This is a genomic window from Patescibacteria group bacterium, assembly GCA_040390045.1.
GTDB lineage: Bacteria > Patescibacteriota > Minisyncoccia > Phycocordibacterales > SIBU01 > SIBU01.
The window spans coordinates 54503-70342 of sequence record JAZJZC010000005.1 but is presented as its reverse complement, the minus strand read 5'-3'; the positions used below and the strand labels follow the sequence as shown (position 1 = coordinate 70342).

Here is a 15840-nt window from a genome sequence, read left to right as displayed (position 1 = left end):
GAGGAAAGTTTATTTTCGAGTTGTTGGAGTTTAAGGTCTACTTGAGATTCAGTAATGCCACTGACAATGCGTTCGGTGATAGTGTTGGTATGTTCAACAATTGGCTGGGTAACATACTGATTGATGGTGGTGGTGGAAATAGTTACGGGAGTAGGGGCTACGATGCTCGAAGATGCTCCGACGCCCGCAGACGGGGTCGAGAGGTTGGTTGGAGGGGCGGCAACTTCCACAACATTACAGTCCCCACCGAAAAAACTACCGATAAAACAAAAGAAGGAGTTGACGGTCGTGTAAACCGTAACAGGAAGCGCTTGAGCTAGAACAGGACTTGGGAAGAAAAAAGAGAAGGAAATTAACAGAGAAATTATCATATACAAAAAACTCCTTTTTTCTGTTTGGAAAAAGTCCATAGTAACTAGCATTATAGCAGTTTTTCTGGGAAAAACCGCATGGGGATAACTGGAATCCACACAAACGGAAAGCCGCCGCAACTTCGTTGCGGCGGCTTTCTACCTTTTCTTGTTTTTTCTACTCTCTACCTACTAACCTGCCTGACGGTAGGCAGGTTACTAACCTACTTTTTAATATTCCCCCATTCCTCCCTGCATTGCAGGGCCGGTGGGAGGCGTTTCTTCCTTCGGCTCATCCGCAATCGCCACTTCAGTCGTAAGCAAAATTGCCGCGGCAGAAGCTGCGTTCTGAATTCCACTTCGGGTAACTTTCACCGGATCGATAATGCCGGCCGCAATCATGTCCGGAACCATTTCATCTTTGAGCGCATCGTACCCAATCGCACCCTTACCGAGTCGCACGCGTTCAACAATCACCGAACCATCCTCCTTGCCTGTATTAATAGCGATTTGTCTGAGTGGCGCAGAAAGAGCTTTCAAAACAATCGAAAAACCAATTTCGAATTCTTTAGTCATGGTTTCTTTATTTTTTTCTGCGTGAGCCGCAAACCAATCTCCCACTTTCTGTCCAACCTTAACAAGCGCCACGCCGCCACCAGCCACAATTCCCTCAGCAATCGCCGCTTTAGTCGCGTTGACCGCATCTTCGATTTTCAATTTCAAATATTTCATTTCAGTCTCAGTCGCGGCACCGACTTTGATCACCGCCACGCCGCCTGAAAGTTTAGCAATCCGTTCGTCGAGTTTTTCAACTTCATATTTTACCTGCTTTCCTTCGCGCTGTTTTCGCAATTGTGCCAACCGAGTTTCAATTTCTGATTTCTTGCCCTTGCCACCGACAATAATAGTATTTTCTTTTGTCGAAATTACTCGATGAGCTTTTCCAAGCATGCTGAGCTCTGCTTTTTCAAACGAAATTCCAACTTCTTCGGAAATCACCGTCGCGCCAACTGTGACCGCAATATCAGCGAGCATTTCTTTCTTTTTGTCTCCATACCCAGGAGCTTTGATAGCGAGCACGTTAAATCCACCACGCAATTTGTTGACCACAAAAGTGGCGAGGGCTTCCCCTTCAACCTCCTCGGCAATAATTACCAATTCTTTTTTGCCAGATTGCGCTAATTTTTCCAGAAGTGGCAAAATTTCTTTTACTGCCGAAATTTTCTTGTCAGTAATTAAAATAGCCGGCTCTTCAAACTTTGCTTCCATTCTTTCTGAATCGGTCACCATGTAATGCGAGACGTAACCTTTATCAAATTCCAAACCTTGGGCGATTTCTGATTCAACACCAAACGTTTGTGATTCTTCAACCGTCACCACGCCGTCTTTTCCAACTTTATCTATCGTGTCGGCAATAATTTTTCCAATTTCTTCTGACTCAGCCGAAATCGAAGCTACCTGTCGAATTTCTTCTTTCGTCTTAATCGGTTTGGCAATTTCTTTAAGTGCCGCCACAACGCGCTCTGTGGCTTTTTCAATTCCCAATTTCACACCCATGGCGTTTACTCCCATCGTGGTCTGTCGCATGCCTTCGTCTACAATCGCCTGCATCAAAATGACCGAGGTGGTCGTTCCATCGCCGGCAAAATCATTGGTCTTCACAGCCACTTCTTTAATAATTTCTGCGCCCATGTTTTCAAATTTGTCGCGAAGGGTAATTTCTTTGGCAATCGAAACACCGTCGTTCGTGATCGTCGGACCGCCGTAGCTTTTATCAAGCACGACGTTTCTACCTCGTGGGCCGATCGTAATTTTGACCGCATCTGCCACAATATCTACTCCGCGCTTGAGCGCTTTGCGCGCGTGTTCGTTATATAAAATTTGTTTTGCCATAAAATTTTCGATACGAAAATACGAAAGTGATTACGAATATACGAACTCATACGAAAACTTTCTGGTACCGCTACGGCTTTCGTATTTTTTCGTATTTTCGTTTAATTCGTATTTTCGTATATTGATTATTTAATAATCGCCAGTAATCCACTCTCATTAACCAACGTAAACTCTGTCTCACCAATCTTCACCGTGTCGCCCCACTGATAGAGCACTACATCTCCAACTTTTACATTCATCGGAATAAGTTCGCCATCATCAATTCGTCCTGGACCAACCGCGATTACTTCGCCGCGCTTGGAACCTCGATCATCTTTTACTGAATCGGGAATGTAAATCCCGCCAGCAGTTTTTTCCAATCTGTCGGTCACTTCGAGTTCGCGAATCAAAACGCGATCACCCAAGGGTTTGATGTTTGGTTTGCTTTGAGATTCACTCTTAATTGTGGTTTTCGTTTCTTTTTTCATATTCAAAAAGCTTAAAGCTGTAGGCTTACAGCTGACAGCTTTAAATTAGCTACTGATTAATGAGGTTACTCACTATAGCACCCAAACCCACAAACCGGTAACGTTGACAAATAGCAATTCTTAAGTAAAATTTTTTCCAGTTGTTTGATATTTAATCTCGGTTAAATTAAAGGGATTTTTAATGAGTGATACTAATGAACCACCCGACAAGCACGTAGATCCACTTCTTGTGTTGCAAATATTGGAAATACTTCTCGGAATACCTCCGATTTCTGACGAAGAGATTGCCGAATGTATGGAGGCAGCAAAAAATTTGCCACCTGAGTGGGAGGCTATTGCGCAGAAACGAATGACCGCCGAAGAAGCCCGGTATATTGTAACCTGCGCCCACATGAGGGAGGAGGTCGACTCACCGCTCGGAAAGACCCTCACGAAAAAATGGGCCGAACGGGAAGAAGCAAAACCACAAAGTGTGTATACCCCCGCGACATAGGTCTAACCCTTAGCCGCGGGTTTTTCTTTTTTTATCTCGGTCTTATTCTTGAACCTGCCTACCGGCAGATAGGTCTTGATTCTACCAGGTTGCGTTTCTCAACTTGGTATGCTATTCTGTCCCGAATGACGTTAATTTCTAGTTTCTTACCTTATATTCAGGTTGTTTTGGCGGTGCTCCTCACCGTTGGTGTACTCCTTCAGCGCACTGCATCAGGACTTGGAGGTGGACTTGGGGACAACTTCAGTTCAGGACATCATACCCGACGAGGCTCAGAAAAATTTATTTTTAACGTCACCATTATCTTGGCAATCCTTTTTGCCGTTTCGGCATTTTTAGCACTTATCATTAAATAACTATAGTACGAACATACGAAAGGGGTACGAAAATACGAACGCTTACGAAAACTTTCTGGCATCACTATAATTTTCGTATGATTTCGTATTTTCGTAAATAAATTTCGTATTTTCGTATCGACCTCTTTGTGAAAGACCTATTCAAAAATATCTTCGTCAAACGTTTTAATATTCCAAAAGCCCAGTCGATTGAAAACACGGTGAGCCGTTTTTCGTTGACCGAAAAAGTAATTTTTTACTTTTTCGCGGTCGCGTTAAGTGTGAGCACCCTCAGTTTGCTCTGGCAAATTAATGGTGCCTTCATGGTGATTGTCCCTGCCCGCGGAGGTACACTCTCAGAAGGGGTGATCGGCTTGCCACGTTTTATCAATCCAATCCTCGCCATTTCTGACGCCGATCGAGATCTTACCGCGCTGACTTACTCAGGACTTTTGAAACCAATTGATAACGGAACCCTGGTGCCAAATCTCGCCGAAAGTTATTCAATATCAGAAGACGGATTAACCTACACCTTCGTCCTAAAAAAAGGTTTGACATTCCACGACGGATCGCCAATCACCGCTGATGATGTAGTTTTCACCATTGGGAAAGCTCAGGACCCAACATTAAAAAGTCCTAAACGAGCAAATTGGGAAGGAGTTCAAGTTGAAAAAGTAAATGACTATCAGGTGAAATTGACCTTGAAACAACCGTACTCGCCATTTCTAGAAAATACCACTTTGGGAATTTTGCCGAAACACATTTGGAACGACATCACCGGTGAGGAATTTCAATTTAGTAAATTTAATACCGAGCCTATCGGATCTGGCCCGTATACAATAAAAAGTATCAGCAAAAATTCGGCCGGCATCCCGTTGTCATACAACCTGGAATCTTTCAATAAATATGTCTTCGGCGAGCCGTTAATTAAAAATTTAATTTTACATTTTTATCAAAATAGCAACAACGTTTTAAATGCATTAAATAATAAAAGCATTGAAAGTGTTGCGGGCATTTCACCACAACAAGTGACGGTGATACAGGATAGCGACGCTCAAATAGAACGAACTCCTCTCCCAAGAATTTTCGCTTTATTTTTCAATCAGAACCAAGCGCCAGTTCTCGCCAACAAAGAGGTACGCGATGCTTTAAATACCGTTATCAACAAAGAATCGATTGTCGAAAATGTTTTGTTAGGAGAAGGTATTGCCATCGATAGCCCGATTCCGCCGGGACTCATTCAAAAAAGTAGTTCTGCCAGCGCTCCTCTCGCTGTCATTTATAAAAGTAATGTGGAAAGAATTGCAGCAGCAAAAAATATTCTTGAGAAAGCTGGCTGGAAATTTAACGAGGAGAAAAATGTCTACGAAAAAACGGTTAAAAAGGTAGTAACACCTCTCGCCTTTTCAATTAGCACCTCAGATGCGCCAGAGCTAAAAGCTGTAGCGCTCATGATAAAAGACATGGGAGAAAGTTTGGGTGCGCAGATCGAAGTGAAAATTTTTGATATCGGAGAGCTCAACCAAAATGTCATCCGACCAAGAAAGTATGACAGCTTACTCTTCGGTGAAATCATCGGCCGCGATCTTGATTTGTTTGCCTTTTGGCATTCATCGCAAAGAAATGACCCAGGACTCAACGTCGCACTCTACACAAACGCTCAGGCTGACAAATTACTTGAAGACACTCGAACGATTGCTGACCGAGAAATTCGTCTCGAAAAATACGGTGAGTTAGAAAAAGAGATTGTCGAGAGTGTACCTGCTATATTTATCTACTCACCAGACTTTCTCTACGTTGTGCCGAAAACTTTGCAAGGTTTCAGCATGGGACTTATCACCACGCCAGCAGAACGTTTTATGAATGTCGAAAAGTGGTACGTTGAGACAGAGAGCGTGTGGAAAATATTTGCTAAGAAACAATAAATTAATAATTAATACTAATATACGAATTATACTAATACTACTAATAACTGCGAATAAACCGCGAGCGTAACATTAGTAGTTATTCGCAGATTCGTATTCATTAGTAGATTGGTATGTTTAACTAATTATGGACAAAGACAAAATTCAAAAACCCGCCCCTAGGGCTCGAGCAGCAGCTCCAGCATTTCAGAGAACTTCTGATTTGGGCAACAGTGCACATCACAGCCACACAAAAGTGGCTTCTGTAACTCACGCGGCTGCTACCACACATGCGCCACACGCTACTCACGCCGCTCACTCAAATCATGGAGACTCGAAGACGTTGCGAGGCTTTGGTGGCAAAAAAATGGACCGACCTCGTCACGGACGCGGTTCTCGCCCAGCTCATGCAGGCGGTAGCGCCATGGGTGCTAAAAAAATCGAAAGTGTTATTCCCCCACTGGCGGCAGACAGTATTCGCATTATTCCGCTTGGAGGAGTGGAACAGATCGGTCAAAACATGACTATGGTGGAATTCGGCAACGACATTATTGTCATTGACGCTGGTTTCCAATTTAAAGAAGAAGACACGCCAGGCATCGATTATATTTTGCCAAACACTAAATATCTCGAAGAACGCAAGGATAAAATCCGCGCACTCATCATCACTCACGGCCACCTCGATCACATCGGTGGTATTCCCTACATCATGGACAGAATCGGCAATCCGCCGATCTATACGAGAGCACTCACAGGCATGATGGTTAAAAAGCGACAGGAAGAATTTCCTCATCTTGCTCCACTTGATCTAAAAATCGTGGAGAAAGAGGACACACTCAAAATTGGAAACCTGAAAGTAAAATTCTTTTCGGTAACCCACACCATTCCAGACTCAATGGGAATTATTATCGAAACTCCGTACGGAGATATCGTAAACCCAGGAGACATCAAACTCGATCATGTTGACGGCGTTCCCACTGAGGCCGAAGAAAAAGAATACGCGCGTTTCAAAGATTCCAATGTGCTGTTTCTTATGATGGACTCAACCAACATCGACAACCCAGGCTTCTCAACACCGGAACGTTTGGTGCACAAAAATCTCGACGAAATTATCAAGAACACCAAAAATCGTTTGATCATCGGGACGTTTGCTTCTCAACTCGAACGTATGATGAACATCATTTCATCGGCTGAAAAATACGGCAAAAAAGTTGTCGTCGACGGCCGTGGCATGAAAAACAACATTGAGATTGTTAAAAACATGGGCATCTTGAAAGTAAAAAAAGATACGCTCATTACGCCAGAGGAAATGGATAGCTATCCACCTGATCGTTTGATCGCGCTCGTCACTGGAGCTCAAGGAGATGAATTCGCATCACTCATGCGCATGTCAAACAAATCTCACAAATACTTTAAAATTACGCCGCGAGACTCTGTCTTGCTTTCATCATCAATTATTCCCGGCAACGAAAAGGCCGTTCAAAAATTGAAAGACAACCTCGCTCGACAAGGCGCGAAAATCATTCACTACCGATCTTCGGATGTCTATATTCACTCGACTGGCCACGGCAATCGCGGTGAACTCGAATGGTTGCACAAGCACATCAAACCAAAATTCTTCATGCCCATTCACGGCAATCACTACATGCTTCGCGTGCATGAAGAACTCGCTAAATCTCTCGGCATGGCCGCAGAAAGCGTTGGCGTACCTGACAACGGCACCGTGTTTGAAATTCAAAATGGTGCCGACTCCTCGAAGGGACTCGGAGAAATGAAACTGGTTCGGCTCAAAGAAAAAGCCCCATCGGGAATTGTCATGGTTGACGGTTTCTCTGTTGGAGATATTCAGGAAGTGGTTATTCGCGACCGACAAATGTTGGCGCAAGACGGCATGTTCGTCATCATTGCGAGCGTCAACACTACAAACGGAAAATTGAAAAAAAGTCCTGATATTATTTCTCGCGGTTTCGTATACCTTCGTGAATCGCAGGATCTGTTGCACCAAACACGCATCATCATCAAGAAAACTATCGAAGACACAACAGCCGGCATGAATCCAATCAACTTCGAATATGTTAAAAATGTTTTGACCGATAACGTCGGCCGATTCCTATTCCAAAAAACAGCAAAACGACCGATTGTGATTCCGGTACTCTTGGGAGTGTAAATAAAAAAACTTCCTGGCTATTCCAGAAAGTTTACACATTTAGTCGCGAGATGCGCGGGATTTTATACACCCTCCAAAAAGGAGCAGGTGATCACTGTGTCGTCCTCGAGAAAACAACTATCAACTCCCGGGCACAAAACATCAACGCGTGCCGGTGGCACAAAGGCTTTCAAGGCGCGAGGGACTACAAAGTAGTAACCCTTTTCGAGTTCAGCGTGCGGAAGGTTGGTGATACGCTTTTCAGCCGGCCGCAATACCGGAATGCGACCAAACACCATCTTCCTTTGCGCCGTTTCCGAAACCTCCAGAGGCCCGCTCAAAGTTCTTGGAATCTCCCGAATGACAGTGATCCGGTCGACACCGTTCAGAATCCGCACAATCTTTCCGGTCAGATTTATAAACGTCACGTTGCTCATAATTTTCTTGTTGGTTCAAGCTTCTTTCCTTCTGCCGTAACCGTACATTTTCTAAAAACTTTGTCAAACATAAAGCAATTTCTACACCTCACTAAATCTCCCAATTTCTTAGATTTTCAACACACACTAATTGTATGCTATAGCATACAATTAGTGTGTGTGGGAAAAGGAGGTCTCTATTAAAATTTATGTATTTGTTGCGGCTGCAAGAAATACATAAATTCTAGGCTATTCGCCTGAATGTTGTCAGGTAGATATCGTACAAATTTTAATCAGCGGTATGAAACCGCATCTCTCGAGAGAAAATTCTGAATTAACTACAGGCTCTATTTCGTAAGTATCCATTACTCACTCTCGTACGCCGTGATATAATTTCTAACCATGGATTCCGAAAAAAAAGTACAGTCAAACGTCTTCGTCATTTACCTGTTAGGCTTTCTCTTTGCACTCAACATTTCTCTGCCTTCCTATATCAACTCCACCTATCTGGCGCATTTTACTACCGAGCGCTTTGTCGGCCTTCTCTATATTATCTCGTCGGCACTCACCATCGGCGCTTTTTCTATTATTCCAAAAATATTGCGTCGTTTTGGCAACTACAACACGATCTTGAGTTTACTTTTGGTAGATTTTCTTTCCTTAATCGGCCTTTTCATAACCCAAAATGACATTTTAATTTCAACCTTCTTTGTTCTCAGTTTCATTTCAGGAGCACTCGTGAGCTTCAACATTGACGTTTTTCTGGAACGTTTTACCAGTGATTCGGTTACCGGAAAAATCCGCGGCAATTTCCTTTCCATCTCAAACACAGCCTGGATCATTTCACCCCTGATTGCCAGTTTTATTTTAACCGATGGCGACTACTGGAAAATTTTCCTCGCCGCTGCCATTTTGCTCATTCCGGTATTTATTCTTTTGCGCAACAACCTGAAAGATTTCAATGACCCAGTGTACAAAATTATTCCGTTTAAAAAAACCGCTCGGGAAATTTTTGCTGAAAAAAATATTCGGCACGTGTTTACTGTTAGCTTCCTGCTTCAATTTTTCTATTCGTGGATGGTGATTTACACGCCAATCTATCTGTACACCCACATCGGCTTCAGCTGGAAAGAAATTGGGGTGATGTTTAGCATTATGCTCCTACCTTTTATTATTACCGAAGCGCCGCTCGGCAAACTGGCTGATAGTCGATGGGGAGAAAAAGAAGTGATGTCAATTGGTTTTATCATCATGGCGCTCGCCACCGGCATGATTGCTTTTATTCAAGCAAAGAGTTTCATCATGTGGACCAGTATTCTTTTTATGAGCCGCGTAGGCGCATCGATGGTGGAAATCATGAGCGAAACCTATTTTTTCAAAAAAGTTAATTCCGAAAAGGCCAATATTATCGGCATCTTCCGAACCACGAGACCCTGGGCTTATATTGCAGGACCACTCTTAGCCACCGTCCTTTTTGCCTTTGAGTTACCGATAAAATATCTGTTTATCGTTTTGGCGATAATTATGTTTTTCGGTCTCTACTCGAGTTTGGAATTAGAGGACACTCGGTAGAAGCTATAAGCTGATAGCTTGCAGCTTAGAGCTTTATTGAGCAATATCTTCCCCCTCAGGAACATCATTTATTTTTGTGTGGGAATGATCCTCGCAACTGCATTCACTAAGCGGCTTTCCTTCTTTTGAACAAAATTGTGACTCGCAAACGCCGGGTGAGTTGGCCTCGTTACCACAACTGCCGGTGCAAACATAATGGGTCATAAAATAGTAAATTAGTATGTTAGTAATTAGTCATCAGATTATACACCGACGGAAGTCAGCGGGAAAGTCAGTTCAAACCCGCGAAGTTCTCGGCGATGCATTTTATATTCTGGAATTTTCTGAGCCATCAAAGCCCAAAATGTTTTTCGATGATTAGCTTCCTTGAGATGGCAAAGCTCGTGTACCACAAGATAATCCGCCAAATGTTCCGGCAAAAAGGCGATTTTGTAATTAAAACTAAGCGTTCGTTTGCTTGAACAACTCCCCCATCGTGTCTTACTGTTCCGAATCATTATTTTTCCAACCGGAAACCCGAAATACCGATTAAAGTTTTCAACTTTTTCTTTGGCCAACTCATAAGCCCTTGCCTTATGCAAAACAAATAACTTTTTTTCTTGAGAGGCAGTCAATCTGTGAACCTTAGGAATTTTTTTATATTTTTCGACGTACTTTTCTATCCAAGAAGAGCGATCTTTCAAAAATTGTTCAATTCGCACATCGGAAACAAAAAGTGGCGCACTAACCAAAACTTCCCCGCCAGCCCTTACGGAAATTCGCAGGTTACGACTTCGGGAGTTTCTTTTCAGAATATATGGTGGAAAATTTGCAATCATATTCTTTATACCAATATACTAATGAATACGAATCTACGAATAACTACTAATGTTTGCTAGCGAGATTTTATTCGTAGTTATTAGTAGTATTAGTATAATTCGTATATTAGTATTAGCGCAGAGGCTTCCGAGCCTCGAGTGTCAAAAAAAGAGGAAATTCACTTCTCGCTTTATTTTCCGCCCCCGCGCGAGGACCAGGCTGGCTCGTCTTTCCTGAATTCCATTCTTCAAGTCTACTCACCAAAAATCCAGCCTTGTAGAGCGCCTTAAAATAATATTGCAAAGGATGATGAAATGAAACTGTCGCGGAGGCGGGATCTGATCCGGGATGCATTGCGATCTCAGTTTTCGATTCAGAAATATATTCATCGAGTCGTCGGTACTGAATTTTTAATTTTTCATCAAATCCCCAACTCGAGCGTTTGGCAATGCGAAACGTGGGATGATTCATCACCATGAGAAATTTTCCACCTTTCTTCAAGACGCGGAAGGCTTCAGATAAAACTGCTGGCGCATTTTCAATATTTTGAATAGCCAAAATACAAACAACGGCATCCTTCGATTCTGATTTGGCAAAGACAAGTTTGTCTGCGGGAGCAACAAAATACTCAATGTTTTTTGGCGAGTTTTTCTGGGCAAGCGCAATTAAATTCGGAGAAATGTCAGAACCTGAAACGGCCGCGCCTACTTTAAAAAATTCACGGGAGAAAAATCCCTGGCCGCAGGCGAGATCGAGCACGGATTGCCCAGATTTGATTTCAAGTAAGCGTAACACGTTGGGCAAAATTAAGTCGCTTTGATAGGTGCCTTCGCCGGACTCAAGTAAATCATCATACCAGTTGGCAACACCTCCCCAGGATGTTTCGGACTCCTTCGATTCGGCTTGATTTTTTTTAGAATTTGCCATACTTATTGATTTCTATTCATATACTTTTTTAAAAAATATTTTAAAAGTTTGTACAAAAATCTTCCGACTAAAACACTGACAAGTACAATGACAATAACTCTAAATTCATAATGTCTCAAATGTCCTAAGAAAATTTCCAAAACATCGCCAAAAAAATAACCAACAAATCCAACACTGAGCACCCATGTCAATCCGCCGAGAAAATTAAAAAGTAAAAAAGTTCTAGTGGGGATTGAAGACATACCAAGACTAAACGGCACAAGGTGTCTGAAACCGTACATAAAACGCAGACCAAAAGCTAAAAAAGGTGCTTTTCTTCCGGACATCTTTTCTGAAACCATGTGCAATTTGCTAAAAAATTTATATTTGTGAATAAGAACTTTTCCCTTGTATCTCCCTAAAAGAAAAAAACTGATGTCACTCGTCAGTGTACCGAACAAAGAACAAGCGAAAACTAAGGGCAGGTTAAGCAATCCGTGCTGAACCGCCAATCCACCGAGAACCAAAATCATTTCGCCCTCAAAAAACGATCCGATTAAAATCGCAACATACCCGTACGTGGTAATAAAGTAGATAATAGGAATAGAAAACATGATTGATTTTTAATGAGCGCAGCAAATATAAAAATCATCACCCCCTCACTTGAAACTTGTTAATTAAGGCCGTCTGACCTTAACCATTTTTACCACATTATTTATGTATGGCAATAAATGTTCAAAAGTAGTTTCAAGTGAGGGGGTCAAGAAAATATACTCCGCTTCGCTACATTATTTTCTACTACTATACTATAAAATGAGGTAACTAGAAAACTGCCGGCGCGCAGAGCGCGCCGGCAGTTTTTCCCTTAAACTTCCAGACTTCTAAACTTTAAAACTTCCCAACTTACTCTACAGCCCTTCCGGTAACACCAAACTATTGAAAAACGACGGCAAGACAAAGGCAATGCCGATGAGCGGCAACACAATCATGCCAACAGAAATAATGAGTGTCCACAAAAAATACTTTCGCATCTTTTCACTCGATTGAAAAATTGCCTCGAGTTTCGCGTCTTGCTCTTGTAGTTTTTTTAAAATATCTTCGTTCATATGAAAAGTATATCATAAAAAAATCCCCCAAAGCTAAGCTGCTGTGGGGGTGGAGATCTTTCCTAAAGATCCGAAAGATTGGGGTACGCGGATGCGAATTAAAAGGGTGCAGGTGTCACCAGAAATTTCGAAATCCCTGGATTCAACATCTTCTGGAAATAACTTTACGTGTTCTCTCAATCGGAAGAGAAACTCGTCTCGTAGTTCTGCGGATTGAGCACCCTCATGTTGAGAACCTCCTTCACATTGGGCTTTAAGATTAGAGAGTTGCTTGCGTGAATCCCGCCTTGTCCATAATATGAGAACATACAGAAGAGGAAAAGCCGCGAAAAACAATACGATTTTTAAGTTGTCACTCATGATTTTTCAGTGGTTTTCTAAATCAACTATAACCCAAAAATTCGATATAAAAAAGACCCGACGAATCGGATCTTGAACTTAAAAACTTTGCAAACCGAAACTAGTGCCAAACAAGCTTCTCTCCGTCAAACTTGGAAGTGATGGAGAGACTCGGCGTGCCGGGTTGGGTAATCACCCCTGCAGGTTTGGCCTCAATGCCAAAAATTTTCGCCGCGGCAACAAACTCAAGAACATCTGCCTCGTCGAGAACCACCAGCGCCCCGGGGCCACCGTGCCAGATGTCGTAGGGTTCTTTTCCAGAAACACCTCGCCATTGCGCAAGCTTACGCATGATCTCCGGCGGTTCAGGCAGATCACTCAGTTCTGCCGACAGACCGAGAGGTTTCAATAAACCGCTGAAAAACTTCGAGGGAATGCCACCGCCAGTGATATGCGCGATTGCAGAAACTCGAATCAAGGGAGCTGGTGCGCCATCTTCGAGTGAATTCCAACCATTGACGTCGGTAAGAAAATTCCCGTACGGAGTTGAGGGAACCGCTGCAGCCGCAATATCGTCCACAGCAGTATAATTCTCGTACCAATCTGGACCGTAACGCATGGCGAAAGCCTTCCGAGCGGAACTGCCACCATTGGCACGCAAACCAAACTCCGGCAACGCAACCACAGTCTGACCGGGCCTGAGACTACTTCCATTAATGCAAGCTTGTGGATGGTAAATAGAAAGCATAGTTCCACACCACAAATATTTTGCCAGGGCATTCGGATCTTCAGATGACACGAAAGCTCCCATTTCAGCCGTCTCTCCCTTGAGAAGCACAACCTGCTGCTCAGCGGCAACTACGCCAAGTCCCACCAAGAGGTCTCGAAAGAACTCGTTTTTTGGCGTGCCTTCATCTCCGAGCGATGAGGCATCAAGTTGATTGACGAACACAGCCGGCTTCCCACCGTAGCGAACTCCATCCATAGCGGTCATTTCAAAAAGGTCGGCGGCTGAATCGAGAGGAGTTTTGGCAGTGCTTGTGATACCTACCTTGGTTCCATTACCGTCCGGATCGAGGCTCAATTCGCAATCGTTTGAGAGCCCGCGGAGTTTAAAAGTTCGCGGCCCGCGAAATTGCCCAGCCGACCAATCCCGAACCTTGACGTAAGGACTGTTCTCATAGCTAACTCGGCAAATCCTGCCGGCAAACGTACTGAAACTATCGCCCGCGTCCAAGTCCACACCATCATTGGCGTAGGCCGGAGCTGTTTTTGTGCTCATCGTGTTTCCTTCTGTTTTAAGTGTTTTTTACTGCACTTGTTTTTCCATAGAACAAGTCTGATGCCAGACTATCTCTAATTAAAAACAGTGTCAATTTGGCAAATCAAAAGTGGCGTAAAACCGCGCAACCGTTTAGAATGAGCTCATGGAAAATGAAGATAAAAAAATTCGAATCAACAAGCATCTTGCGGATAAAGGTTTCGCGACCAGAAAGGGCGCAGATGAATTAATTGAAGCGGGAAAGGTTTTTGTTAATGGTAAAAAGGCGGTGCTCGGGCAAAAGGTGGGAGAAGAAGACAAAGTTGAGGTAAAGGGCGGCGCGCCTTCCGAGGCGCGCCGCTACCTCGCCTACTACAAACCCAAAGGCTACGTCACTTTAAACCCCACCACAGAAGAAAAAGAAATTGCTGACATTTTTGAAATGGAAGGACTGTTCCCTATCGGCCGACTCGATAAAAATTCCGAAGGATTGATAATTCTCACCAACGATGGCAGAATCACCGACCGCTTGCTCAATCCCAAATACGCGCATGAAAAAGAATACGTTGTCGAAACCGAACGCGAGCTCACTGAAATGTTTATCGAAAAATTAGAAAAAGGTGTCGACATCGGCGAAGCTACACCCGCCAAACCTGTCGAAGTAGAACTCCTCGATGACCATCATTTTTCGATTGTCATCACTGAAGGCAAAAACCATCAAGTCAAGCGCATGACCGAAGCGCTCGGCGTTTCCGTCAAAGAACTCAAACGCACCCGCGTCACCAACATCGAACTCGGCAAACTGACTCCCAACAAAAGCCGCGCCATTGTCGATAAAGAATTGGAAAAATTTCTGAAATCACTAAACCTCTCTTAGATTAAATTTTTCTTGACTTCAAATGGCCCTAGAAGTAGTCTACGAGCTAGTTTGAAGGAAAGTTAAATGTATTATGGAACGTATTTCAATCGCTGGCGCCGCTGTATTTGTTGGCGGCAGAGTGAGGTGTACCTTGAACGTACCGACAGCTTGCATCGCCCAATCAGAAAGCATCGTGGCGGGTTTTCTGGAGGCATTCCGAAGCGTGGGCAGCTTTTGTGAGGAAGTGCCTTGGCAAAAAGGACTCGACTTCGGTCTCAACACCGACCTGCAACACGAACACGGACGATCAACGATCGCTCGTTTCAATCAGTATTTCTCGCCCTACTTGGTCACGGGCCCTGACGTGGACATAGACCTTGATTATGGAGTCCTGACAGGAAACGGGAGTCGATTGATGGTTGGTTCACGTTTCGTAGCCCCATAACCCTAGCACTTTGTGTCTGGGTTTTTTCTTGCAATTTTTTTGATCCTCCAATCTGGATAATAACTGAAAAAATTGACGGTTCTCTACTGTAATGATACCGTAACGCCAGTTTTGACTGCTAGTTCCCAAAAAACAAAAAACGCAAAATTATGACCGCCTTACCTTTCTTCCCTCAATACCTCAACAAAGGTAGCAAGGGACCGGTCGGAACAATCCGGCTTCTCCAACTCTTGCTACTCGCAGGAGGACACAACGCTGGTATCGTTCCCGACGGTGACTACGGGGAACAAACTGCTCTGGGGGTAAGAAACCTCCAGGTAGAAATGGGATTTACCGGAGATGATGTCGACGGCAATTTCGGACCCAAAACCCGCGCCGCCTACAAGTTGATAACCGGTATCGACATCAACGCCATCCCCGAAGACTTTTTCCTGAATGTCGTGACCATCAGCCGGCCGAAAAGCCTTCCACCGGTAATCTTGGTCAAGGCTAAGTCAGCCTAAAATCATCTGCGCCACCCGCAATCCCGCGAGTGGTTTTTTATTAAAAA

Annotated in this window: 19 protein-coding genes; 8 read left to right on the top strand and 11 right to left on the bottom strand. The window is 43.6% G+C overall.

Translation table 11 applies throughout. The annotated features are described in order from the left end of the window. The 3 genes from V4467_04755 to V4467_04745 all read right to left on the bottom strand — a co-directional run. Positions 1-371: hypothetical protein (locus V4467_04755; protein ID MES2088270.1), on the bottom strand; the 371-nt coding region annotated here is incomplete at its 3' end. A gap of 210 nt (positions 372-581) precedes the next feature. Continuing rightward, positions 582-2243: a chaperonin GroEL gene (groL, locus tag V4467_04750; GenBank protein MES2088269.1), complete on the bottom strand. Its 1662-nt coding sequence runs from the start codon at positions 2241-2243 to the stop codon at positions 582-584. 125 nt (positions 2244-2368) lie between these two features. Beyond that, positions 2369-2710: a co-chaperone GroES gene (locus V4467_04745; GenBank protein ID MES2088268.1), complete on the bottom strand. Its 342-nt coding sequence runs from the start codon at positions 2708-2710 to the stop codon at positions 2369-2371. Between the two features lie 181 nt (positions 2711-2891). Between V4467_04745 and V4467_04740 the strand changes: the two genes are divergently transcribed. From V4467_04740 to V4467_04725, 4 genes are all read left to right on the top strand, one after another. Further along, a complete protein-coding gene (locus V4467_04740) occupies positions 2892-3203 on the top strand; it encodes a hypothetical protein (protein ID MES2088267.1) in 312 nt (103 codons plus the stop codon). A gap of 125 nt (positions 3204-3328) precedes the next feature. Further along, positions 3329-3559: a preprotein translocase subunit SecG gene (gene secG, locus V4467_04735; protein MES2088266.1), complete on the top strand. Its 231-nt coding sequence runs from the start codon at positions 3329-3331 to the stop codon at positions 3557-3559. Positions 3560-3687: 128 nt separating this feature from the next. Then, the gene (locus V4467_04730) at positions 3688-5463 is read left to right on the top strand and encodes an ABC transporter substrate-binding protein (GenBank protein MES2088265.1); all 1776 of its coding nucleotides are present in this window, start codon (positions 3688-3690) and stop codon (positions 5461-5463) included. A gap of 127 nt (positions 5464-5590) precedes the next feature. Next, the gene (locus tag V4467_04725; protein ID MES2088264.1) at positions 5591-7609 is read left to right on the top strand and encodes a ribonuclease J; all 2019 of its coding nucleotides are present in this window, start codon (positions 5591-5593) and stop codon (positions 7607-7609) included. A gap of 62 nt (positions 7610-7671) precedes the next feature. On the opposite strand, the gene V4467_04720 is transcribed toward V4467_04725, so the two are convergent. After that, positions 7672-8025 carry a hypothetical protein gene (locus tag V4467_04720; protein ID MES2088263.1) on the bottom strand — a complete coding sequence of 118 codons (354 nt, stop codon included), beginning with the start codon at positions 8023-8025 and terminating at the stop codon, positions 7672-7674. 381 nt (positions 8026-8406) lie between these two features. Between V4467_04720 and V4467_04715 the strand changes: the two genes are divergently transcribed. Further along, positions 8407-9576, top strand: a complete 1170-nt coding sequence (locus V4467_04715; protein ID MES2088262.1) for an MFS transporter — start codon at positions 8407-8409, stop codon at positions 9574-9576. A gap of 33 nt (positions 9577-9609) precedes the next feature. On the opposite strand, the gene V4467_04710 is transcribed toward V4467_04715, so the two are convergent. From V4467_04710 to V4467_04680, 7 genes are all read right to left on the bottom strand, one after another. Continuing rightward, complete coding sequence (locus tag V4467_04710; protein MES2088261.1) at positions 9610-9780, bottom strand: hypothetical protein; 171 nt, start codon at positions 9778-9780, stop codon at positions 9610-9612. A 38-nt stretch (positions 9781-9818) separates the two neighbouring features. Continuing rightward, positions 9819-10394 (bottom strand): SprT family zinc-dependent metalloprotease, encoded by a 576-nt coding sequence (locus V4467_04705; GenBank protein ID MES2088260.1) that lies wholly within the window; start codon positions 10392-10394, stop codon positions 9819-9821. Positions 10395-10506: 112 nt separating this feature from the next. Then, on the bottom strand, positions 10507-11301 hold the full coding sequence (locus tag V4467_04700; GenBank protein ID MES2088259.1) for a methyltransferase domain-containing protein: 795 nt from the start codon (positions 11299-11301) through the stop codon (positions 10507-10509). A 2-nt stretch (positions 11302-11303) separates the two neighbouring features. Further along, positions 11304-11894, bottom strand: a complete 591-nt coding sequence (locus tag V4467_04695; GenBank protein MES2088258.1) for a DedA family protein — start codon at positions 11892-11894, stop codon at positions 11304-11306. 294 nt (positions 11895-12188) lie between these two features. Further along, the gene (locus V4467_04690) at positions 12189-12386 is read right to left on the bottom strand and encodes a hypothetical protein (protein MES2088257.1); all 198 of its coding nucleotides are present in this window, start codon (positions 12384-12386) and stop codon (positions 12189-12191) included. Between the two features lie 33 nt (positions 12387-12419). Beyond that, on the bottom strand, positions 12420-12746 hold the full coding sequence (locus tag V4467_04685) for a hypothetical protein (GenBank protein ID MES2088256.1): 327 nt from the start codon (positions 12744-12746) through the stop codon (positions 12420-12422). Positions 12747-12846: 100 nt separating this feature from the next. Next, the gene (locus V4467_04680; GenBank protein ID MES2088255.1) at positions 12847-14007 is read right to left on the bottom strand and encodes a hypothetical protein; all 1161 of its coding nucleotides are present in this window, start codon (positions 14005-14007) and stop codon (positions 12847-12849) included. A 145-nt stretch (positions 14008-14152) separates the two neighbouring features. Between V4467_04680 and V4467_04675 the strand changes: the two genes are divergently transcribed. From V4467_04675 to V4467_04665, 3 genes are all read left to right on the top strand, one after another. Further along, positions 14153-14863 (top strand): pseudouridine synthase, encoded by a 711-nt coding sequence (locus tag V4467_04675; GenBank protein MES2088254.1) that lies wholly within the window; start codon positions 14153-14155, stop codon positions 14861-14863. 73 nt (positions 14864-14936) lie between these two features. Then, on the top strand, positions 14937-15290 hold the full coding sequence (locus tag V4467_04670) for a hypothetical protein (protein ID MES2088253.1): 354 nt from the start codon (positions 14937-14939) through the stop codon (positions 15288-15290). Positions 15291-15439: 149 nt separating this feature from the next. Then, positions 15440-15793 (top strand): peptidoglycan-binding protein, encoded by a 354-nt coding sequence (locus V4467_04665; protein ID MES2088252.1) that lies wholly within the window; start codon positions 15440-15442, stop codon positions 15791-15793. Positions 15794-15840: the final 47 nt, after the last annotated feature.